This window comes from Undibacterium sp. Rencai35W, from assembly GCF_049340185.1.
In the GTDB taxonomy this organism is placed as follows: Bacteria; Pseudomonadota; Gammaproteobacteria; order Burkholderiales; family Burkholderiaceae_D; genus Undibacterium.
On sequence record NZ_JBMPPC010000011.1, the window covers coordinates 1 to 21,676 of the forward strand.

Genomic DNA, 21,676 nt, shown 5'->3' on the forward strand with positions numbered 1-21,676 from the left:
AGTTGAAACACAGATTTGGCCAAATCAACGGCCACGGTAGTAGCATTCATAGTGGACTCCTCGCGTTGAAATCTGATCCCCATCCCCAATGTGAACCAGTGCGCTTAATATCGCGCAAAAAGGCGGGAGAGTCCATTCCATCATTCAAGCGGGACGCCTAACGGCGCCCGTTAATTCAAACGTTAGCCCTTATATGGCGGAGCCGTCCTTCAAACTATCTCGCGTTTCTGGCGCGCCAGTATCTGACGCGGAGCTGATCGCTGATCTCCAGCGTGTTGCGCATGCACGGAAGTCAAACACGGTACCGCAAAAGAAGTACGGTGAAATTGGCGTTTACGACTACAGCACAGTTATCCGCCGGTTCGGTTCATGGAACGCAGCGCTCAATCTAGCTGGTCTCTCCTTATCCAATGAACTGGACATATCAGACGATCGCTTGTTTGAGAATCTACTAGTGCTTTGGCAGCACAATGGGCGGCAACCTCGTCGCAGCGAGTTATCGGCACCGCCGTCTAAGTTCTCTCAAACCCCATACAACCGGCGTTTTGGTTCATGGACGGCATCGCTCGAAGCCTTCGTCAATTTTGCAAATGTGACCGGCATCGAGTCTTCCAACACTCAAGATGGTAGCGAGCCCGCTCGCCGGTCAACTGGCAGAGACCCATCGCTCCGACTTCGATGGCATGTTCTTCAAAGTGATCGCTTTACTTGTCGAGCATGTGGTTCAAGCCCGGCGCTAACGCCTGGGGTTGAGCTCCATGTAGACCATATAGTTCCCTGGAGCAAAGGCGGTGAAACGGTCCTCGCAAACCTGCAAACACTTTGCTCGGTATGCAATCTGGGTAAGTCCAATGTGCACCCGGGCTAGATGGTTGCTCGGTACGGACACGCAACCGAAGGCTGCCGCGTCGCGGCACAAGTTGCGAGCCGGGCAGCGCCGACGTTATGACTACTAGGAGCCACATGAGTAACACTGATGAAAAAATAATAGAACTTAGTAAGACCAAAATGCTTCTGCTAATTGCAGGTGCGTGCGCGTTTGTGGTCGGTGGTTTGTGGATGGTCCAATTGGATTCAGCCGAAATTGAATCTCAGCGGCGCTTCAATAGTCCCATACTTGTTCATGTAATTGGAGTGATATCGATTACGTTCTTTGGTCTTTGTGGATTGTTCGGAGTCAAAAAGATCTTCGACAAAAAGCCTGGGCTTATTTTGAGTTCTGCTGGAATATTCGATAATTCAAGCGGTGTTTCAGCGGGACTCATTCCATGGTCAGAGATCGTAGGATTTGACATATTTGAGGTGCAAAAGCAAAAAACGCTTATCGTCAAAATAACTAACCCAGAGCGGTATATTGAGGTAGGTGGCCCCTTGCAACGGACGCTCAACAGGATGAACTTCAAATTGTGCGGTAGCCCCATCGCAATTACATCGAATTCATTAACAATCGGCTTCGACGAGCTGGTCGATGTCTGTCATATGTATTTTAAAAAATATGGAAAAAATGCATAACTTGACTCTAGACAGAGAGTCGCAAATCAGATTTTATTTTCATTCGTGACGGCGACTCCGTCAGCGCTGCGTCAAAGCCGCACATTTTCGAGCGGCAACCGCTTCCTTTCAGTCACAACAAGACATAGGTTCGACGATCGCTACTGAGCAGAATGTGCCGAAACCAGAAAAATCAGCTCAAACTTCCGTCACAATCAATGGTTATTAAATCTAGCTTTACAAGAGTTCACCCGACGGTGACAAGCAAAGAATTGCAATCCACGCCCCAAAATGAAAAGCCGCGCTGTAGTCCAGTGAAACTGAATAAGTAATGCCATCCTTGCGCAAGCTTGAAAGATTTTGCGATTTACATTACATATGAAATAAAGAGCGTGGACAATGCGGTAATGGCAGCCACAAACCACCGTTTCCGTTCACGCTTTGATTCATCATTCGTTGAAGTCAGACATGGCACGCAGGCAATGAGTAGCGAATACAAACACAATCTTATGCCTTAGACTTCTCGTCGCGTTCGCCGAGAAAAAAAACTCGATTCAATAAGACAGTCGTTCTCAGTTCAAACCAGAATCAATACCGATTATTTACAGACAACGACCGTTGCATTCCTCAAAACCGCGCCTTGACAATCTATTTCTTCAATTGCGACAAATCACGCACAGCGCCGCGATCTGCTGAGGTCGTGAGTGCTGCATAAGCCTGCAATGCTTGCGATACATAACGATCACGATTGACTGGCAACCATGCTGCATCACCTTTGGCTTCCATCGCGGCGCGACGCGCGGCCAGTGCAGCATCGCTGATACGCAGATTGATGCGACGCTCAGGAATATCGATATCAATCATATCGCCCTCTTCTACCAGACCAATCGCACCACCTTCTGCTGCTTCTGGCGAGGCGTGGCCGATTACCAAACCTGAGGAGCCGCCGGAAAAACGTCCGTCAGTAAACAAGGCGCAGACCTTGCCGAGACCTTTTGATTTGATGTATGACGTGGGGTACAGCATCTCTTGCATCCCTGGGCCGCCTTTTGGACCCTCGTAACGGATGATGACAACATCGCCCTCATGTACCGTATCGCCCATGATGGCGTCCACCGCCGCATCCTGGCTTTCAAACACGCGCGCTTTTCCGCTGAATTTGAGGATACTTTCATCCACACCGGCGGTCTTTACGATACAACCTTTTTCTGCCAAATTTCCGTATAAAACAGCGAGGCCGCCGTCTTTTGAATAGGCGTGGGCTTTATCGCGAATACAGCCTGTGCTGCGGTCGGTATCCAATGACGCGAAGCGTTCAGATTGCGAGAAAGCTGTTTGTGTCGGCACGCCACCTGGAGCCGCGCGGAACAACTGGTGCACCGCCGGATCTTGTGTACAGATGATGTCATTATTGGCAATCGCATCACCCATGGTTTTGCTGTGGATGGTCGGCAAGCTAGTGTCCAGCAAACCGCCACGCGCCAGTTCACCGAGAATACTGATAATGCCACCGGCACGATGCACATCTTCGATATGGTACTTATCCGTCATCGGTGCAACTTTGCACAGGCACGGGACTTTGCGTGAGATACGGTCGATGTCTGCCATGCTAAATTCAACCCCGGCCTCATGTGCAGCCGCCAGCAAATGCAATACGGTGTTAGTCGAACCACCCATCGAAACATCGAGTGCCATCGCGTTTTCAAACGCGGCTTTGGTCGCGATATTGCGTGGCAGGACAGAGGCGTCATCTTGTTCGTAATAGCGTTTGGCGATATCGACAATCAGGCGACCTGCGCGCAAGAATAATTCTTTACGATCAGAATGGGTTGCCAGGATCGTGCCGTTACCCGGCAAAGCCAAGCCTAATGCTTCCGTCAGACAGTTCATCGAATTGGCGGTGAACATGCCGGAGCAAGAACCGCAGGTCGGGCAAGCAGAACGCTCAATCTCGGCCACATCGGCATCACTCACGCTACTGTCGCCCGCTTTGATCATGGCATCGACCAGATCAAGCTTGATGATTTTTTGCGAACCGTTGACGACTTTTAAAACTTTGCCTGCTTCCATCGGACCGCCGGAGACAAACACGACCGGGATATTGACCCGCATCGCTGCCATCAACATCCCCGGTGTGATTTTGTCGCAGTTCGAAATACAGACCATCGCGTCGGCGCAATGTGCGTTCACCATGTACTCGACAGAATCCGCGATCAGATCACGCGATGGCAGCGAATACAGCATCCCGCCGTGGCCCATTGCAATACCGTCGTCCACTGCAATCGTATTGAACTCTTTCGCCACACCACCCGCTGCCTCGATCTCACGCGCGACCAGTTGGCCCAGGTCTTTTAAATGCACATGACCCGGCACAAACTGGGTAAAAGAATTCACCACGGCGATAATGGGCTTGTCAAAGTCACCGTCCTTCATGCCAGTAGCGCGCCACAGTGCGCGGGCGCCAGCCATGTTGCGGCCATGAGTGGTAGTACGTGAACGATATTGCGGCATGAAGTCTCTCCTAATTAGATAGGTACCTAGAATGCTCTCAGATGATTTTGTTGTCAAATAGGGGATTTAGACGATATTAGGTCGAATCTGATATAAATCTGATTGAAAAATCTACTTTCAAAGTGCAAGGTCCACAATAACGGATCCAGCAATGCTGTCCAAAATAGTGTCCGATTAACACTCATTTTACGAACTAAACCCAGAAATAACCTCAATATCCGTCTTGCGCTATGCTGTTCTCTTCAATAGAAACAGCAACAGGAATTCAACGTGCAAACACTGACTATTTTTTATGATGGCGCATGCCCTTTATGCCTCGCGGAGATTGTGCTGCTGCGCTCTAAAAATCAGCGCGATTTACTGCGGTTTGTCGATATCGCTGATCAAAGCTACCAATCTGATCGCTACCAGATTAGTTGCGAGCAGGCGATGGCGCAAATACATGGGCGACTAGAAGGTGATAGTAAGGACACGGCGACACTCATCGGCGTAGACGTATTTGCGGCGGCCTATCAACGTACGGACTTAAAACTACTGGCGTGGATTTACACGCGCCCTTGGTTGCGCCCTATACTCATTGTTTCTTATCGTTTTTTTGCAAAATATCGTCATACCATCTCTCGTTTATTCGGACCGGCAATGTTATCGTGGGCAAAGAAACGCACTCAAACGAAAGCAATTGACTGAAATGGCAAACCCCACTTCCACTACAACACTCGCTCTAAACGTCTTTGGGCAACCGCTCGTCCCCTGCTCATTTGATCCGCTGACAGGATTTTTCCGTGATGGGTGCTGTAAAACGAATGAGCAGGATGTCGGCACGCATATTGTCTGCGCGGTCATGAGCGCTGGTTTTTTAATGTATAGCAAAAGTCGCGGTAATGATTTAATGACGCCGCGCCTGGAATGGAACTTCCCCGGCCTGCAACCCGGTGATCAATGGTGCCTGTGCGCGAATCGCTGGCTAGAGGCAATGGATGACGGTGTCGCACCGCTGGTCGTGCTGGAGAGTACCAATATGAAAGTGCTGCAATTGGTTGATCTGGAAATTCTGGAGCAGTTTGACAGCCGAACAGGGCAAGACGAACTGTCGCCCAATACCTGACGCGATATATGCATTCGCCCTTGCGCCTGCCCGCGCATCACTGGTTGCGGGTCTGCACCTTACACAACAAACTGACCGATCATCTGACCGATCACCTGACCGACATCACGGACCTTTATGGCTTTTTCGCTTGATAATTTATTAGTCGTTGGCATCTCCTCCCGCGCCCTGTTTGATCTGGAAGTCGAAGAAGCTATTTTTCAGCATCAGGGGTTGGCCGCCTACCGGCAGCATCAGTTGGTCAATGAAAACACCATTCTCAAACCCGGTGCCGGTTTTGCCCTGGTCAAGGCCTTGTTGCATCTGAATACACTCACACCGGAGCACCGTCTGGTGGAGGTCGTGATCATGTCGCGCAATTCGTCTGAAACCTCTTTACGCATTTTTAACTCGATTAAACACTACGGACTGGATATTTCACGCGCCGCACTGGTTGGTGGCGCATCTTTATCACCTTACTTGCAAGCGTTCAATCTGAGTCTGTTTTTGTCGCTGCATGAGGATGATGTGCAGGCCGCCATCAACTCGGGTGTGGCAGCCGCTTTGCTCTACGGTATTCCTGATAATCCGCAGCAAGAACTGGATCAAATCCGTATTGCCTTTGACGGTGATGCCGTTATTTTTTCCGATGAATCTGAGCGGATTTATCAGGAACAAGGTATCGAAGCGTTTGAGCGACATGAGCGCGACAATGCGAACAAAGCTTTACCGGAAGGTCCCTTCGCCCGCCTGCTAGTGGCGCTATCTTTCCTGCAAAATAATTTTAAAAGTGCCGATGGCAGAGCATTCCCCTTACGCACTGCGCTCGTCACGGCACGTTCATCGCCAGCCCACGAACGTGTGATCCGCACATTACGCGCCTGGAACATCGCGATTGATGAAACCTTCTTCATGGGCGGGGTACACAAGTCCGCCGTATTAGGCGCATTTAAACCGCATATGTTCTTTGATGACCAGCACGGTCATTGTGAACGCGCATCAAGCGTCGTCGCTACGGGACGGGTGCCGATCAAGCAGTAACGGGGGCAATTTATCTTGAGACAATAACCGATACTCCCCCAAAAGCATGTCAAAAATAGGACCTTACCGCTTTTGCACCATAGGTATTGAAAAAATACTACCCGGAGTAACTAAAATACCAAAATGAACGACACCTTCAATACTAAATAAGCTAAGTGGCGAAGGGATACATAGACCAACGAACAAACCAAATAAAATCTACCGTATTCATCCGACGCAAAGTATCATCTCCAATAACCGAAGCGATAGAAATTTAGCCCTTTCCTTTTACCAATTTCCTGCAGCGCAAACATCTTTTCATCGTCATTACCTTGTAGTGCTTTATCGTCATACTCGTCATTCAATTAGCCATTATTAATGAAAGAGAAAAATGAATCTTTTCGCCAACATGAAGATTGGTAAGCGACTTAGCTTAGGCTTTGCCTTCATTTTGATGTCAATGATCGTACTCTTGGGTCTTAGCTTATTGCAGCTCGCCAAAGTCGCAGATACTACAGAAACAATTTTAAAAACACCCCTCACAAAAGAACGACTTGTTTCTGATTGGTATCGAGTAATTCAATCCGGCGTCAGGCGCACGACCGCAATTGCCAAAAGCTCAGACTCCAGTCTAAGCGCCTATTTCGCCAACGACTCAGTCGCGTCGAGTAAGCAATCATCAGAGTTACAAAAAACAATTGAAGGATTGCTGACCAGCGATGAGGAGCGCAAGGTCTTTGATCAACTAACTTCAACTAGAAAAAACTATATTGCCGCGAGAGATGCAATCGCCAAAGCGAAGGCAGATAACAATGCTGACGAAGCTAACAAAATTTTTGAAACGACCTACTCGGTATCGGCAGCTAGCTACCTAGATCTTTTGCAGAAATTGCTGGATTTGCAGCGAGCTAGCATCAATAAAATGGCTGAAAGAATCCAAGAAATTGAAACTCAAAGTCGTCTTATATTATTCGTTTTTGGTGGCGCACTATTTCTGTTAGGCTGGTTCATTGCATGGCGTCTTGCAGCCGGTATCACACGCCCCTTGAATCAGGCAGTTGCTTTTGCAGAAACCATCGCATCAGGTGATCTGACTGCACACATAGAATCCACGTCTGACGATGAGACCGGACTTTTATTAAAATCGCTGCAAGCGATGAACGACAATTTACTTAGAATCGTGAATCAAGTGAGAACGGGCACCGACACCATTGCCAACGCCTCAGGTGAAATTGCCAGTGGCAATCTGGATCTATCCAACCGCACAGAGCGTCAAGCAGGTTCTCTCGAAGAGACCGCGTCAACCATAGAAGAACTCACGGCAACAGTCAGACACAATGCCGAGAGCGCCCGTCAGGCAAATCAGCTAGCCGTATCTGCGTCCGAGATCGCCATGCAAGGTGGAATCGTTGTCGATCAGGTCGTGGAGCGTATGGGGTCAATTAATGAGTCGTCCAAAAAAATTGTCGACATTATCAGCGTCATCGACAGCATCGCCTTCCAGACCAATATTTTGGCGCTTAACGCAGCGGTAGAAGCGGCACGTGCCGGTGAACAAGGTCGCGGTTTTGCCGTAGTCGCATCGGAGGTACGCAATCTGGCACAAAGAAGTGCAAGCGCTGCCAAGGAAATTAAAACTCTGATCGATGATTCGGTCGACCAGGTGGATAACGGCAGCAAGCTCGTTGAGAAAGCCGGTGTCACCATGGTGGAAATTGTCGCCAGTGTCAAACGTGTGGTCACGATTGTTGGCGAAATTACTTTAGCAGGGCAAGAACAAAGTTCAGGCATCCAACAAGTCAATGATGCCATCGTGCAGATGGATGAAGCGACGCAGCAAAACGCTGCTTTGGTCGAACAGGCAGCAGCGGCAGCGCAGTCCATGCAGGATCAGGCTGCAAGCCTGGCCGAGGTGGTAAGGCAGTTCAAGCTCAGTAACTCGCTACAAGTAAGGCGCGCGCCACAGGCAATGCGTTGATCTGATATTCAATCATCCAGAATCATAAAAAAGCGTAAAGAATCAACAAAGTCGGTAGAAGCATTACCGCCCGGACGCAATAAAAAAGCCGGAAATCAATTAAAAGATTCCCGGCTTTTTCATGTCTCAATGCAGAGAGCTGCGATTTACTTCAGCAGGCTCACTCAGACGTAGGCAAGCAATATTTCTAATCCGTCTTAGCGCTGCGCAACAGCATCTACCACGCAGAGCGCTGTCATATTGACGATACGACGCACTGTCGCAGACGGCGTCAGGATATGTACAGGCTTTGCACAACCAAGCAGAATAGGACCGATTGCGACGTTATTACCGGCAGTAGTTTTCAGCAAATTATAGGCAATATTGGCCGCATCAATATTCGGCATCACCAGCAGATTCGCATCACCCTTCAGGGTTGTTCCTGGCATCATTTTGGTACGGTAAGCACTGTCCAGTGCGGTATCACCATGCATCTCGCCGTCAACTTCCAGATCTGGTGCGTCACGTTGAATAATCGCTAAAGCGGCACGCATTTTTTGCGCGGATTCGCTGTTACTGGAACCGAAATTTGAATGGGATAACAAGGCTGCACGCGGCTTGACACCAAAACGACGCATCTCTTCGGCAGCAAGTATAGTGATCTCAGCGATTTGCTCCGCGCTGGGGTTTTCGTTCACATGCGTATCGACCAGAACTAACTGACGATCGGGCAAAACTAGAGCGTTCATCGCAGCATAGACATTCACGCCTTCTCGCTTACCTAATACCTGATTGACATAATTCAAATGCAAACCCGTGGTGCCGAAGGTACCGCAGATCATGCCATCGGCATCACCTTTATGGATCATCATCGCGCCGATCAGAGAGTGACGACGACGCATCTCCAGCTTGGCATATTGCTGGCTATTGCCTTTGCGGCAGGTCATTTCATAATAGGTCTGCCAGTAGTCGCGGAAACGGGGATCGAACTCGGGATTAATGACTTCAAAATCAACCCCCGCCTTCAAACGCAAACCAAACTTCTCGATACGCTGGTCGAGCACGTTTGGACGACCGACCAAAATCGGTTTCGCCAGTTTTTCATCGACGACCACTTGCACTGCGCGCAGAACACGCTCTTCTTCACCTTCGGCATAGACAATACGCTTGCGTTCATCAGGCGCTTTTTTCGCAACCTGGAATAACGGCTTCATGAAGGTACCGCTGTGATAGACAAACTGCTGCAAACGATCGACATACGCCTGCATGTCCTTGATCGGACGCGCCGCGACACCAGACTCTTCCGCCGCTTTCGCCACGGCTGGCGCGATCTTGATCATCAGACGCGGATCAAATGGTTTTGGAATCAGATATTCAGGACCAAAGCTCAGATTGGCGATGCCATAAGCCGATGCGACCACGTCGGATTGCTCGGCTTGAGCGAGTTCGGCAATCGCATAGACCACGGCAATTTCCATCTCACGGGTAATCGTCGTCGCACCGCAGTCCAGCGCACCGCGAAAAATATAAGGGAAGCACAGGACGTTATTCACCTGATTCGGAAAATCAGAACGACCTGTCGCCATGATGGCATCGTCACGAACCGACTTAACTTCTTCGGGCAAAATTTCCGGTGTCGGATTCGCGAGCGCCAGGATCAATGGCTTATCCGCCATGACCTTGACCATCTCTTTTTTCAGTACGCCACCAGCGGACAAGCCGAGGAAAATATCCGCACCTTCAATCACTTCTTTCAAACTACGGGCTGAAGTGTCCTGAGCAAAACGTTCTTTGTCCGGATCCATCAGTTCAGCACGGCCTTTGTAGACCACACCAGCCAGATCCGTAACATAGATATTGGGAATTGGAAAACCGAGATCGACCAGCAAATCGAGACAGGCCAGCGCCGCAGCACCAGCGCCAGATACCACAAGTTTGCAATTTTTGATGTCTTTACCGATGACTTTGAGGCCATTGATAATCGCGGCACCGACAATGATCGCTGTACCGTGCTGATCATCATGGAAGACCGGAATCTTCATGCGCTCACGCAACTGGCGTTCGATATAAAAGCACTCCGGCGCCTTGATATCTTCCAGATTAATGCCGCCAAAAGTCGGCTCCAGCGAAGCGATAATATCCACCAGCTTGTCTGGATCGAGTTCATTGATTTCAATATCGAATACATCGATACCTGCAAATTTTTTGAACAGAACGCCCTTACCTTCCATCACCGGCTTGGATGCCAGCGGACCGATATTACCGAGACCAAGCACTGCGGTACCGTTGGTGATCACGCCGACCAGATTGCCGCGCGCCGTATATTTGAATGCATTTGCCGGATCGGCAACGATTTCCTCACAAGGAGAAGCCACCCCGGGAGAGTACGCCAAAGCCAGATCACGTTGATTCGTCAATTGTTTGGTCGGTGTGACGCTGATTTTGCCGGGAGTAGGAAACTCGTGATACTCCAGGGCTGCCTGACGCAATTGTTGACGTAGAAGTTCTTTTTGATCTGCTGACGAATCCATACTCTGCGGCCTCTCTTTTTATTTGCTTGCTTACTTATTACTTACGAATGGTCTGTGATTCTAGCAGAGGGTTCCCTCTAACTTTATACGTATTTGTACGACTTCTATGACTTTTAAACATAACTAAATTCAATTCTTGATCGCAATAGAGATTGATATAGCTATTGCCTATTGCTTTAGTATAAACAATCAATTTCCCCAATTTATTAATATTATCTATCATCGCACTCAGTTTGATAGCAAATAGAAATAAATGCCGATTGCAATATCTTAGATCACCATCAGGAGAGCCACCATGAGTAATACAGCCAACCCATCCGTTACGATTCAAAACCTTGAAGCCGCTTTTGCTGGCGAATCAATGGCCCATATTAAATATCGCTACTTCGCCAAGCTGGCGCGTGCAGCAGGCGCAGAAGACGTCGCACTGGCGTTTGAAGCCACAGCGGAACAAGAGGTCATGCATGCATTCGGCCATCTCGATTTGCTGTACCCAAAAACACAAATGACGCCACAAAAAGCACTGGAAATTGCCATTGAAGGCGAGACTTATGAGTACACAGAGATGTACCCAAAGTTCCGTCATCTGGCAGTAGAAGAAGGTAACCATGCCGCCGTTGCTGAATATGATGAGCAAATTGCCGAGTCTAAAGAACACGCGGAACAGTTCAAACGCACGCTGGAAACTGCCGCAAAACGCTTCGCCGCTTTAGCAAAAGTGGAAGAGCGTCATGCTAACCATTATCGCGCCGTGCTCGAAGCCTCCAAAGCCTGAGTCCCGCCCTGATCGCTATTTATCTTCATTACACAGAATCGAGAATTTTATGAAAACATATCAATGCGTCGTTTGTGGTTTTATCTATGACGAATCTTTAGGCTTGCCGGAAGAAGGCATCGCTGCAGGCACACGCTGGGACGACATTCCAGCGGATTGGGAATGTCCGGATTGCGGCGTTGCCAAAGCAGATTTCGACATGGTTGAAATTTAATGTGCACGACCATCGATGCTGCAATCGTCGATGGTCATGAACGCGCGTTAATTGACTTAACTGACATCACTGAGATCGCTGACTTAACTGATTTGGCTGACTTAGCTCAGTTAGCATGGTTAGCTAAGTCATAGAAACAATCCTGAGTCAGAGCCGTTTATATAGAGCCAACGCGGCGGAACAAACACTGAACATCTAAGCATCTTGTCAGATGACTCATCCGTGCATTACCAAACTCATTTTTACAGAATCAGGGTTTTACTATGTCTCCAATCGTCATCATCGGTAGTGGTCTCGCTGGCTATACCGTTGCGCGTGAATTTCGCAAACTAGATAAAACATCTCCGTTACTCATCATTACCGCAGACGATGGCGGTTTTTATTCTAAACCGATGCTATCGAACGCCTGTGCGCAAAACAAGCAGGCAAAAAATCTAACTAGCCAAACTGCTGAACAAATGGCGGCGCAAGTTAATGCAAGCTTATTGACAAGAACTAAGGTCGATCATATCGATACGGTGACCAATAACGTCGTTACGAATGCCGGCAACTTTGAATACAGTAAAGTCGTCATTGCACTTGGTGCACAAGCTATTCGTCTGCCGATTGCAGGCGATGCGGCGACGCAGGTTTTATCAGTCAACCATCTTGATGACTATGCCCTCTTTCGCGAAAAAATTGCTGCGGTAGGGGCGTCAGCGCGTATCACGATTCTTGGCGCTGGTCTGATCGGTTGTGAATTTGCAGACGATCTGGCTGGTGCAGGACACCAGGTAACGCTGGTTGATCCGAACTCTCTTCCACTAGCAGCGCTGGCACCACAGGCAATTTCACTTGGTTTGCAAGACGCACTGCTGAAACGTGGTATCGCCTTGCAACTAAGTACCACCGCCAGCAGTATTCACCAAGCGCCGGATAGCGATGCGCTTCAAGTTACGCTGGCAAACGGTTCACTGGTGCATGCAGATCTGGTACTGTCTGCGGTGGGATTACGTCCTAAACTGCGCATGGCTACAGCCTCAGGGCTACACACCGATCGGGGCATTCTGATTAATGCCCATGGCGAAACTAGCGCGGCAAATATCTATGCATTGGGGGATTGTGCGCAATATCATATTACCGTTGGCGTACAACAAGTATTGCCTTACATCGCACCGCTGATGGTGGCGGCACGCGCAATCGCACGCAGTCTGACAGGTGAGCGCACGGCAATCGATTTAAGACCATCTCCGGTGATTGTAAAGACGCCGAGCTTCCCTGTTGCCGTGGTACCGCCTGGCATCAAAGATCTGGCAGCCGGGCGATGGGAAACTGAATTAATTGAAGCTACGACGATCAGCCGGTTTTTTGATGCCGACAACCGATTATCGGGTTTTGCCGTTGCGCCTCAAGATGCCAGATTGCGTACCAGGCTTTTAGCAGAACTAGCTGAATCCACAGAAGCGTAATACCAGTAGAGCGAGCAGCCGCAAGTAGCGCTCATTTCATCCACAAGAGTGAATGAGTTCTAGTGAATGGCGAGCCTTTGGGCAATTTGTTCCCGCATTGTTTCAAATATCACCGAGCGGGCGCGGTACTCGCTACGCTTGTTTGAGGGACGGGATGAGAGTGGTTTTTCGAGCATCGTAATCGGCAGTGAATAGTTACCGCATGCGCGCTTCATACCGCCCGCCGCGGTCCACAACTGGTCGTACTCAGCTTTGATATTTTTGGTAAATCTATAGCGCCAGGCTTGATAGATATGATTCTTTTGGGCGATACATTCTATCGTCGTGCTTTGCAGTTCTTGCGCAAGGTAACGCAATGCTTCAACCAATAATAATCTGGGCTGTATTCCATGCAGTTCTTTGGTCGATTCACGGATCAGTTCACGGGCACCGCAGTTGCTTGCCTGCACGCCGCCCACTTTAATTGCCAGGTATTGTTGTTGCTGATCGAAAGAAAAAGTCACGCATTGCAGCAAAGTATCGTCGATAAACAAACCAAGACTCAAACCACCCTCGCGCTTATACGACGTGCCTCTGAATAAGCGCAGCTGGAATACATCATTATTCTTTCCCGTAACTCGCGCCAGTTCAAGCTTCTGCCCGGACAGTACGCTTCGGCAATTGCCTCTGCCCAATATCGTTTCGGCCAGATTAAAGTGATTCGTCAGCAGAGAAAGCCGGTCACGCGATCGCATACGCCGGTCAAAAAACGGACGATGAATAGAATCCAGCAAACCCGGATCTGAGCTTGCAGTTTTTAAGAGATGGTTGCTGCTGACGTAGCGATACCATGCATGACTATTGACCGGATCAAGTAAGGTTCTAAGTAAAAAAACGACTTTCCCTTTCAACCCGGTTGCTGTATCAGTCAACCGTAATTGGACAGCCCATGCCATGACGTCGAAAAAAGAACGGCGACGCGGTACGTTTTTCTCTACCAGCAGCGAACGGCTCTCCTCTGCAAAGTACAAATCTTTCGAATTCAATATAGTCACTTCGGGCACCAATTGTCACATAATGTGCACAATTGTAACCTAATGTTTCAAATCTTGTTTTGAACAAGACTTCGGTTTTTACCTTTGTTCACGTAAATCTTTAGGCATTGCCGTCAACATTTCCCTATGGAATTATTAAAGATATGTATCTGCTACGGAGTTGTCATTGGCACAAAATCCCAAGACTAAAGGGTCACTGCTGGTTTCGCGATAGAGAGGGACTACAAAGATACGCGAACTGCTGCTTGCCAAGCTGCCGGATGCACTACGAGCAATCACGCATTCCTGTCTGTTCTAATAACTCTGAGCTGAGTACAATGCCGCATGCTCTCAGAATTCGACCTTATCCAAGATTATTTCGTCACGCCCCCAAGCAGCGATCCTCGCATTCAACTTGGCATCGGCGACGATTGTGCGCTGCTAAAACCTGATGCCGGTATGCAACTGGCGATTTCCAGCGATATGCTGGTCTCTGGTCGGCACTTTTTTCCTGATGCCGATCCCTACTTACTGGGACACAAATGTCTGGCGGTGAATTTGTCTGATCTTGCCGCCATGGGAGCCAAGCCTCTGGCTTTTAATCTGGCACTTGCCTTACCTGAGGCAAATCGAGGCTGGCTGGCACCTTTTTCTGCCGGTATGCTGGATTTGGCGAAAGAATACAAATGTACCCTGATCGGTGGCGATACGACAAAAGGCCCGTTGACAATCAGTATCACCGTTTTCGGTGAAATTCCACCGGGACAAGCTTTGCGCCGGGATTCAGCTAAGGCAGGCGATGATATCTGGATTTCAGGCGAACTCGGTGATGCGAGGCTGGCATTGGCGCATTACTGGAATGAGTTAAAGTTAAGTGATCAGGACTTTGCGATTGCAGCGAAACGTATGCATCAACCTACGCCAAGAATTGCACTGGGTCTAGCTTTGCGGGGAATTGCCCATGCAGCGCTGGATATTTCAGATGGCCTGATTGGAGATCTCGGACATATCCTGAAACGCAGCGGAGTCGGAGCAAGTCTGCATGCAGATTTACTGCCCGCCGGAGCTGCGCTGCGTAATTTTGCACATCATCAGCTACGCACTCAGTCGCAAGATCACTCCAATAACAAACAGCGCGAATTTACATTAGCAGGCGGAGACGATTATGAACTCTGCTTCACAGCGCCGTCAGAATTACGAACGCAAGTACTGGCAGCATCGATATCCAGCAACACGCCCGTTACACGCGTTGGTACGATAGATAGCGAATCGGGCATGCGCCTGTTCGACGCAGCGGGACAGCCATTAGCATTAGCTCTGACATCTTTTGACCACTTCAGCACGCCATGAGCACATTAGAATCTGGCCAGATAGCCAAAATCAACCGACCGACTGCCCGCTTTATGCTGGCACATCCTGCCCATGTTATTGCACAGGGATTTGGCAGCGGCCTGTCACCTGTCATGCCAGGCACATCCGGTACTTTATTTGCCTGGCTCAGTTTTAACGTCCTCACTATGCGTTGGCCAGAGTTGTTTACGCCTGCAGTCTGGACCTGGATCATCCTGTTCGGATTTGCTATCGGCATCTGGGCATGCTCTGTGACCGGCAAAAACATGGGCGTCTCCGATCACGGGAGCATGGTCTGGGATGAAATCATAGCGTTCTGGTTAGTATTACTCCTCGTCCTGCCCGCCAGTTTTTCTACCCAATGCTGGGCATTCTTCTGGTTCCGCGTGTTTGACATGATCAAGCCACCGCCAATCGGCTACTTTGACCGTCAGCTAAAAGGGGGTTTTGGTGTCATGTGGGACGATATACTTGCCGCGTTTTATACCCTCTTGTTATTCGCATTGTGGCGAGCGATCTGACCACGGATGAGCACTTTCTTTGCAGGTAGCGGCAAGTAATCCGGACAGATCCTGATGCGTCAGTAAATTCTTGTTAAGCCGATCAAATCACGATCACAAAGTGGTAAAGTAATTCTGTAGCTGATTCCAGCCAATTGCTGAGTTATATCCATGGATCTGACTTTTTACGCATTGGTATTCCGAAAAAACCACAGGAGACCATATCATGCTCAATGCTATCGAACTCGCAACAGAAGTCGGCGCGACACTCAAATCAAAAAAACTCTTGCTATCGATTGCGGAATCCTGCACCGGCGGTGGCATATGCCAGGCAATCACTGAGGTTGCCGGTTCATCCGAATGGTTTGATTGCGGCTTCATCACTTATTCCAATTCATCAAAAAGCGAATTACTCGACATCTCCGCCGCATTAATTGCGCAACATGGTGCAGTCAGCGAAGAAATCGCCGCCGCGATGGCAGAAGGCGCCATTGCCAATTCTGAGGCACATATATCGCTATCCACTACCGGTATTGCAGGACCTGGTGGCGCCGTACCTGGCAAACCGGTCGGTACCGTATGTTTTGCGTGGCAAGTAGGCGGTGTCACTCATACCGAGAGAAAAGTGTTCAGCGGTGATCGCCATGCGGTTCGGGAGCAGACCATCGTACATGCGCTTGACCGCTTGCTTCGCTACGTAAAGGAAATCTGAGTTGTCTGCTGTAGCAAAAGAAATTTGCGAGACGCCAACGCCGTTACCGGAGCCGCATATTTACGCCTTACTGGTCGATGACGATCGGGAAATACGCGAGCTGCTGGCGCGCTATCTGGAGAAGTTCGGAATACGCTGCAATACTGTCGCCGATGGGCAAGCGATGCGCGAACAGTTAGCAATGGCGCGTGTGGATATTATTTTGCTCGATCTGATGTTACCGGGCGAGGACGGCCTGAGCTTGTTGCGCACCTTACGTAGCGGAGAAGATAGTCAGATTCCTGTACTAATGCTGACCGCGCGCGGAGAATTCACTGACCGCATCATCGGTCTGGAGCTCGGTGCCGATGATTATGTGGTTAAGCCATTTGACACGCGTGAACTTGTCGCACGTATCCAGACGATCATGCGACGTTCGCCCGCCAGCCAACGCCAGATCGCGAATAAAAACGGGGACAACATTCTTTTCCATCACTGGCGACTCAATTGCCATCTGCGACAACTATACACACCCCAAAACATAGTCATTCCGCTATCAAATGCTGAATACCGTTTGTTACTGGCATTTATCGAGCGCCCGGGGCGCGTACTCAGCCGCGATCAGTTAATGGATATCGCCCGTGGCAAATCTGCCGAAGCCTATGATCGCAGTATCGATTTATTAGTATCGCGCTTGCGCCAAAAACTGGACGACAATCCACGCCAGCCCGCCATACTCAAAACGATACGCGGTGAGGGATATATGTTTCAACCCCCATTGGCGTAATGAATACCATTGCTTGCGGTATGGCGGGTACAACACTCAACGCAAAATATGCCAAGCAACATCTTATATGCGCTAATTCAAGATAAGTACTGACGAGTCCTATGCGACGTTTTTTTTCTGACACTATCTTTACCCGCCTGTTTGGTCTGGCAATGGCTGCGGTCGTCATCAGCCATATCATGACCTTCGTCTTATTATTTCAATTTTTAGGCGAACACTTGCCTCCGCATCGTCAACCACGCCCACCTGAGATCTCATTACCAGGCGCTATGCGACCTCAAGAATATTCTCTACTTCAGACACCAGAATCACGTCGTCCGCCTCAGCCACATGAGCACGAAGAAAGGTTTCCTGGCCCTATGCTGGGCTTCTTATTAAGCATGATGCTGCAATTCGTTATTCTGGCAATGGCAGCTTGGTTTGGTTCTCGTAATCTGGCAAAACCGATTCAAGGTTTGGCACAAGCGGCAAGTCAGATCAGCGACAATCTGAATGCCCCTCTCTTAGTAGAATCAGGTCCGGCAGAGGCTCGGCAGGCCGCCCGTGTGTTTAATCGCATGCAAGAACGCATTCGCGAACAAATGGAAGAACGCGCACGCTTTCTGGCTGCGGTATCTCATGACTTACGCACGCCGCTCACCAGAATGAAACTACGGATTGAGCATCTGGACAATGAGAGTGCCAAAGAAAAATTAGAAGCCGATATTGAAGAAATGCGACTGATGCTCGATGCCACACTGGACTACCTGCGTAGCAACGGTCAACACACACACACAGCGCAACGCCTGGATGTGCAGGCATTGGTAGAGGCCCTGATTGACAATGCTCATGAGCAAGGCAGAAGCGTAGGTCTTTCTGGTAGTGCAAACCCGATTATGGGGATGCCCTCCGATTTACGACGATGTATTTCCAATTTGCTGGAGAATGCGCTTCATGCCGGTGATATCGTGGATATCCATTTACAGGAAACATCCGATTATGTATCGATACAAATTAGTGATGATGGGCCGGGCATACCAGAAGCTCAGCTCAGCAAGGTATTTGAACCGTTCTTTCGCCTGTCGACGTCCCGTACTAAACATGATGGCGGTGTAGGTCTCGGCCTCAGCATCGCAAATGAAATTGCCCGCCAGCATTCAGGCGATATCGTATTGAAGAATAAACCCGGGAATACAGGACTAATCGCCCAACTACGCCTGCCCATCACACATCCTGCTGGATAATTTGCCTGATTCTTCTATACTAAAAAGCCACCTGTTACAAAAATCTGACAATGTGTCAGCACTGATACAAAACCGACATAGTCAGGCAACAATCATCCGCAACACTGGAAGCATCCGTTTTTCCGCAGCATCATGCCAACCAGATGGGAGTGACATCATGAGTTCAATAGGAAGTGTAGGCAGCAGCTCTGGCTATAATTATTCCAGTAGCGTCCAAAAACAAAGACCCGACCCGTCTCAGATCGCAGAAAACGTCTTCAGTAAACTGGACACAAAAGGCCAGGGATACTTGGAGGTTTCAGATCTGGAATCCGCATTTAGCAGTATTAACTCGTCGTCAACCACCAGCGGCGTTAGTACAACAAGCTCTGCAAGTGCTGCGACAGGCAACACATCAACAACATCGACCGAAATCTCAGATCTTTTCAAAAAACTAGACAGTGACGGCGATGGCAAGGTAACCAAACAAGAATTCAGCTCGGGGCTGAAAAAATTCAGCGACGAATTAGAAAGTCAATTCAACGCAAGGCGTACCACTGGAGCACAAGATGCCAACCGCCCACCACCTCCTCCTGATAGTGATCAGGACGGGGGTTTAAGTAAGGATCAATTAAGCAGTCTGGCCAGCGACGTCAGCAAGACAGACAGCACAGCCGGGGCAAAATTGACTAGCGTTGCGCAGAATTTCGATGCGGCGGATACGAATCAGGATGGTAAAGTATCACTGCAAGAAACTCTCGCTTACCTGGAAAAAACAGCCTCCAATACCTCAACAAACGCCTCAAGCAATACGTCAGGCAATTCGATCGCGAGCACTACCGATGTCAGCAGTACATCAAGCTCTGCAAATTCTACTTCCAGTAGTAATTCTGAAAGTAATACTGGCAGCAATAGCAGTAGCAGCACCAATAATGATGCGGCAATTTTCAAAAAAGCCCTGCAACTATTACGCGCTTACGCCGATCCGTTTCAGGCAAACGGTAGCAGCTCCGGCAGCAGCGTTTCTGTGAGTGCTTGAAGTATCATCAAGTAAAAAAGCTTGAATCATATATATGATTCAAGCTTTTTTATTTATCTGTCTCGATCCTTTTCGGTCTTTCTCGTTAGATGTTTCTGCCTCATTGCGCTAACTGCTTGTTCTGCGCATCTAACCAGACTTTCAGTGGCGCGAAATAATCGAGAATCGCTGAAGCATCCATCTTGTCTTCACCAGACACCGCCTTTAGCGCCTCATTCCATTGCCGACTTGCTCCCATCGCCAGCATTGCCTGATATTTCGCACCGGCCTTTTTATCCTCAAAAATCGAGCAGCGGTTCAGTGGACCAACATAACCTGCCTCTTTACACAGGCCACGATGGAACTGGAATTGCAAAATATGTGCGATGAAATAACGTGCATAAGGCGTATCGGCTGGGACATGGTATTTAGCACCAGCATCAAATCCGTTTTCCTCCATCGGTGCAGGACGTTTGATCCCCTGATATTTCTCACGTAGTTCCCACCAGACTTTATCGTAATCCTTCGGTGCGACTTTGCCGGAATATACCTTCCAGCGCCATTGATCCACCAGATAGCCAAACGGTAAGAACGCCACTTTTTCTAATGCACGACTCAGCAAGACACCGACATCCTGCGATGCATCGGGGACTTCACTGAGCAAGCCGATTTTTTTCAAATACTCTGGCGTCACGGATAAAGCCACAGTGTCGCCAATTGCCTCATGGAAGCCATCATTTGCACCGCCTTTAAATAAATGCGGTTGCTTGCGATACGCGAGGTCGTAGTAAATATGTCCCAACTCATGATGAATTGTGATGAAGTCCTCTGTCGTCTGATTGATACACATCTTAATTCGGACATCGGTCAGATTGTCCAGATCCCAGGCTGATGCGTGGCAGACTACTTCACGGTCACGCGGTTTCGTCAGCATGGATCGCTGCCAAAACGACTCAGGCAATTTCTCCATTCCCAGTGAGGTGTAAAAGCCTTCTGCATATTGCGCCATCGCCTTGGCGCCGATATTTTTTTGTTTCAACACCGCGCCGACATCTAAGGACGCCGCCTGCTCTTGCGGCTTCACAATCGGGTATAAATTTTCCCAGGATTGGCTCCACATATTGCCGAATAAATGCGCGGGGATCGGGCCGGTCAGCGGTACGACATCAGGGCCATAGGTCTGACGCAATTTCAAACGCACATACTGGTGCAATGAATCGTATAAAGGCTTCACTTGCTGCCACAACCGCTCTGTGTCTGCTTCAAACGCATCCGGCGACATATCGTACTGCGAGCGCCACAAAGCGCCGGTATCCGAGAAGCCCATTTCACGTGCGCCCTTATTGGATACCGCGACGTAATTCACATAGCTGTCTTTATATTTGCTGGCCTGCTGATGCCAGCCCATCCATACATCTTTTAATACGGCAGGGTCATGGCTCCGCGCCATGATTTCCTCCATCTGTCCCAGATCCAGGCAGGTACTCCCATCGGCAGGATTCTTACAATATTTTGCCTTGCCATATTCCCCGGCGAGTGAAGTGGACAAACGGGTATAGGCCTCACGATCAGCTGCATCTTTAAAACTCAGATTCAATTGCAGCAGTTTCAGCTTGCGCTTGCTATCCGCCGATAAAGGCAAGGCGTTATAACGGCGTGCCTGGATCGCAATCTCACTACCCACCGTCAATGCCTGTTCACTCGCCTGTGCCGACATCGCCTCAGTATCATCGGTAATATGCGTCTCGTACACCCACGCTGCGCGCTGCGCAATCACGGACAACTGCTGCAAGCGCACTTCAGCATCACGCAAAAAACGCTCCGCTTCCGCCACCGTAGGTGCCGATGCTGTGGATACCGCCTTTTTCACTGGAGGGGTCGTTTGTGCGAAGCTAGTCACTGGATAAGCAAGCGCCAGCGACATTGTCATCAGTGCGGGAATTCGTGGTGAAATCAGGTGTTGGAAGTAACGCATAAGATCCTTTTTCGGGCTCTTCGCCATGGATAATGACGAGACCAGAGTATCAATTTAACGGGATGGTGTTGAATTAAACCCGGATTTTTCATCGGACTCAGAGGTAAGC

General features: G+C 49.3%; 19 protein-coding genes and 1 pseudogene. 16 read left to right on the forward strand and 4 right to left on the reverse strand.

What is annotated here, in order from left to right; genetic code table 11:
- Positions 1-193 precede the first annotated feature (193 nt).
- The 3 genes and pseudogenes from ACO0K3_RS18415 to ACO0K3_RS18425 form a co-directional block, all read left to right on the forward strand.
- A pseudogene (locus tag ACO0K3_RS18415) lies at positions 194-562 on the forward strand (homing endonuclease associated repeat-containing protein); the annotation flags it as partial.
- A 207-nt stretch (positions 563-769) separates the two neighbouring features.
- Entirely contained in the window at positions 770-868 is a 99-nt protein-coding gene (locus ACO0K3_RS18420; protein WP_422987277.1) for an HNH endonuclease, read from the forward strand.
- A gap of 95 nt (positions 869-963) precedes the next feature.
- Positions 964-1,512, forward strand: a complete 549-nt coding sequence (locus ACO0K3_RS18425) for an STM3941 family protein (protein WP_422987130.1) — start codon at positions 964-966, stop codon at positions 1,510-1,512.
- Between the two features lie 627 nt (positions 1,513-2,139).
- Here the strand turns inward: ACO0K3_RS18425 and ilvD are convergent.
- Positions 2,140-4,002 carry a dihydroxy-acid dehydratase gene (gene ilvD, locus ACO0K3_RS18430; protein ID WP_422987132.1) on the reverse strand — a complete coding sequence of 621 codons (1,863 nt, stop codon included), beginning with the start codon at positions 4,000-4,002 and terminating at the stop codon, positions 2,140-2,142.
- Positions 4,003-4,272: 270 nt separating this feature from the next.
- Between ilvD and ACO0K3_RS18435 the strand changes: the two genes are divergently transcribed.
- The 4 genes from ACO0K3_RS18435 to ACO0K3_RS18450 all read left to right on the forward strand — a co-directional run bounded on the left by ACO0K3_RS18435 (position 4,273) and on the right by ACO0K3_RS18450 (position 8,084).
- Complete coding sequence (locus ACO0K3_RS18435; RefSeq protein WP_422987134.1) at positions 4,273-4,689, forward strand: thiol-disulfide oxidoreductase DCC family protein; 417 nt, start codon at positions 4,273-4,275, stop codon at positions 4,687-4,689.
- A 1-nt stretch (position 4,690) separates the two neighbouring features.
- Positions 4,691-5,107, forward strand: coding sequence for a DUF2237 family protein (locus ACO0K3_RS18440; protein ID WP_422987136.1), 417 nt, complete (start codon positions 4,691-4,693; stop codon positions 5,105-5,107).
- A 117-nt stretch (positions 5,108-5,224) separates the two neighbouring features.
- On the forward strand, positions 5,225-6,127 hold the full coding sequence (locus ACO0K3_RS18445) for a 5'-nucleotidase (RefSeq protein ID WP_422987138.1): 903 nt from the start codon (positions 5,225-5,227) through the stop codon (positions 6,125-6,127).
- 370 nt (positions 6,128-6,497) lie between these two features.
- A complete protein-coding gene (locus tag ACO0K3_RS18450; RefSeq protein ID WP_422987140.1) occupies positions 6,498-8,084 on the forward strand; it encodes a methyl-accepting chemotaxis protein in 1,587 nt (528 codons plus the stop codon).
- 197 nt (positions 8,085-8,281) lie between these two features.
- Here the strand turns inward: ACO0K3_RS18450 and ACO0K3_RS18455 are convergent, their stop codons facing one another.
- Positions 8,282-10,594 (reverse strand): NADP-dependent malic enzyme, encoded by a 2,313-nt coding sequence (locus tag ACO0K3_RS18455; protein WP_422987142.1) that lies wholly within the window; start codon positions 10,592-10,594, stop codon positions 8,282-8,284.
- Between the two features lie 295 nt (positions 10,595-10,889).
- On the opposite strand from ACO0K3_RS18455, the gene ACO0K3_RS18460 reads away from it, so the two are divergent.
- From ACO0K3_RS18460 to ACO0K3_RS18470, 3 genes are all read left to right on the forward strand, one after another.
- Positions 10,890-11,369 (forward strand): rubrerythrin family protein, encoded by a 480-nt coding sequence (locus ACO0K3_RS18460; RefSeq protein ID WP_422957976.1) that lies wholly within the window; start codon positions 10,890-10,892, stop codon positions 11,367-11,369.
- 49 nt (positions 11,370-11,418) lie between these two features.
- A complete protein-coding gene (locus tag ACO0K3_RS18465; RefSeq protein ID WP_422959603.1) occupies positions 11,419-11,583 on the forward strand; it encodes a rubredoxin in 165 nt (54 codons plus the stop codon).
- Between the two features lie 263 nt (positions 11,584-11,846).
- On the forward strand, positions 11,847-13,031 hold the full coding sequence (locus ACO0K3_RS18470) for an FAD-dependent oxidoreductase (RefSeq protein WP_422987144.1): 1,185 nt from the start codon (positions 11,847-11,849) through the stop codon (positions 13,029-13,031).
- A gap of 59 nt (positions 13,032-13,090) precedes the next feature.
- On the opposite strand, the gene ACO0K3_RS18475 is transcribed toward ACO0K3_RS18470, so the two are convergent.
- Positions 13,091-14,065 carry a VirK/YbjX family protein gene (locus ACO0K3_RS18475; protein WP_422987146.1) on the reverse strand — a complete coding sequence of 325 codons (975 nt, stop codon included), beginning with the start codon at positions 14,063-14,065 and terminating at the stop codon, positions 13,091-13,093.
- 324 nt (positions 14,066-14,389) lie between these two features.
- On the opposite strand from ACO0K3_RS18475, the gene thiL reads away from it, so the two are divergent.
- From thiL to ACO0K3_RS18505, 6 genes are all read left to right on the forward strand, one after another.
- Positions 14,390-15,394, forward strand: a complete 1,005-nt coding sequence (gene thiL, locus ACO0K3_RS18480) for a thiamine-phosphate kinase (protein ID WP_422987148.1) — start codon at positions 14,390-14,392, stop codon at positions 15,392-15,394.
- Positions 15,391-15,915, forward strand: coding sequence for a phosphatidylglycerophosphatase A (locus ACO0K3_RS18485; protein WP_422987150.1), 525 nt, complete (start codon positions 15,391-15,393; stop codon positions 15,913-15,915). Before thiL ends, ACO0K3_RS18485 begins: the two co-directional genes overlap by 4 nt.
- A gap of 205 nt (positions 15,916-16,120) precedes the next feature.
- Positions 16,121-16,606: a CinA family protein gene (locus ACO0K3_RS18490; RefSeq protein WP_422987152.1), complete on the forward strand. Its 486-nt coding sequence runs from the start codon at positions 16,121-16,123 to the stop codon at positions 16,604-16,606.
- 1 nt (position 16,607) lies between these two features.
- A complete protein-coding gene (locus ACO0K3_RS18495) occupies positions 16,608-17,372 on the forward strand; it encodes a response regulator (RefSeq protein ID WP_422987154.1) in 765 nt (254 codons plus the stop codon).
- A gap of 101 nt (positions 17,373-17,473) precedes the next feature.
- The gene (locus ACO0K3_RS18500) at positions 17,474-18,595 is read left to right on the forward strand and encodes an ATP-binding protein (protein WP_422987156.1); all 1,122 of its coding nucleotides are present in this window, start codon (positions 17,474-17,476) and stop codon (positions 18,593-18,595) included.
- A 157-nt stretch (positions 18,596-18,752) separates the two neighbouring features.
- Positions 18,753-19,613: an EF-hand domain-containing protein gene (locus tag ACO0K3_RS18505; protein WP_422987158.1), complete on the forward strand. Its 861-nt coding sequence runs from the start codon at positions 18,753-18,755 to the stop codon at positions 19,611-19,613.
- Positions 19,614-19,713: 100 nt separating this feature from the next.
- Here the strand turns inward: ACO0K3_RS18505 and ACO0K3_RS18510 are convergent, their stop codons facing one another.
- Entirely contained in the window at positions 19,714-21,567 is a 1,854-nt protein-coding gene (locus tag ACO0K3_RS18510; protein WP_422987160.1) for a M2 family metallopeptidase, read from the reverse strand.
- Positions 21,568-21,676: the final 109 nt, after the last annotated feature.

Excerpts from the sequence above, each read along its gene's own strand:
- ACO0K3_RS18425 (WP_422987130.1), top strand. The coding sequence starts at position 964 with ATGAGTAACACTGATGAAAAAATAATAGAACTTAGTAAGACCAAAATG.
- ilvD (WP_422987132.1), bottom strand. The coding sequence starts at position 4,002 with ATGCCGCAATATCGTTCACGTACTACCACTCATGGCCGCAACATGGCT.
- ACO0K3_RS18440 (WP_422987136.1), top strand. The coding sequence starts at position 4,691 with ATGGCAAACCCCACTTCCACTACAACACTCGCTCTAAACGTCTTTGGG.
- ACO0K3_RS18445 (WP_422987138.1), top strand. The coding sequence starts at position 5,225 with ATGGCTTTTTCGCTTGATAATTTATTAGTCGTTGGCATCTCCTCCCGC.
- ACO0K3_RS18450 (WP_422987140.1), top strand. The coding sequence starts at position 6,498 with ATGAATCTTTTCGCCAACATGAAGATTGGTAAGCGACTTAGCTTAGGC.
- ACO0K3_RS18455 (WP_422987142.1), bottom strand. The coding sequence starts at position 10,594 with ATGGATTCGTCAGCAGATCAAAAAGAACTTCTACGTCAACAATTGCGT.
- ACO0K3_RS18460 (WP_422957976.1), top strand. The coding sequence starts at position 10,890 with ATGAGTAATACAGCCAACCCATCCGTTACGATTCAAAACCTTGAAGCC.
- ACO0K3_RS18465 (WP_422959603.1), top strand. The coding sequence starts at position 11,419 with ATGAAAACATATCAATGCGTCGTTTGTGGTTTTATCTATGACGAATCT.
- ACO0K3_RS18470 (WP_422987144.1), top strand. The coding sequence starts at position 11,847 with ATGTCTCCAATCGTCATCATCGGTAGTGGTCTCGCTGGCTATACCGTT.
- thiL (WP_422987148.1), top strand. The coding sequence starts at position 14,390 with ATGCTCTCAGAATTCGACCTTATCCAAGATTATTTCGTCACGCCCCCA.
- ACO0K3_RS18485 (WP_422987150.1), top strand. The coding sequence starts at position 15,391 with ATGAGCACATTAGAATCTGGCCAGATAGCCAAAATCAACCGACCGACT.
- ACO0K3_RS18490 (WP_422987152.1), top strand. The coding sequence starts at position 16,121 with ATGCTCAATGCTATCGAACTCGCAACAGAAGTCGGCGCGACACTCAAA.
- ACO0K3_RS18500 (WP_422987156.1), top strand. The coding sequence starts at position 17,474 with ATGCGACGTTTTTTTTCTGACACTATCTTTACCCGCCTGTTTGGTCTG.
- ACO0K3_RS18505 (WP_422987158.1), top strand. The coding sequence starts at position 18,753 with ATGAGTTCAATAGGAAGTGTAGGCAGCAGCTCTGGCTATAATTATTCC.
- ACO0K3_RS18510 (WP_422987160.1), bottom strand. The coding sequence starts at position 21,567 with ATGCGTTACTTCCAACACCTGATTTCACCACGAATTCCCGCACTGATG.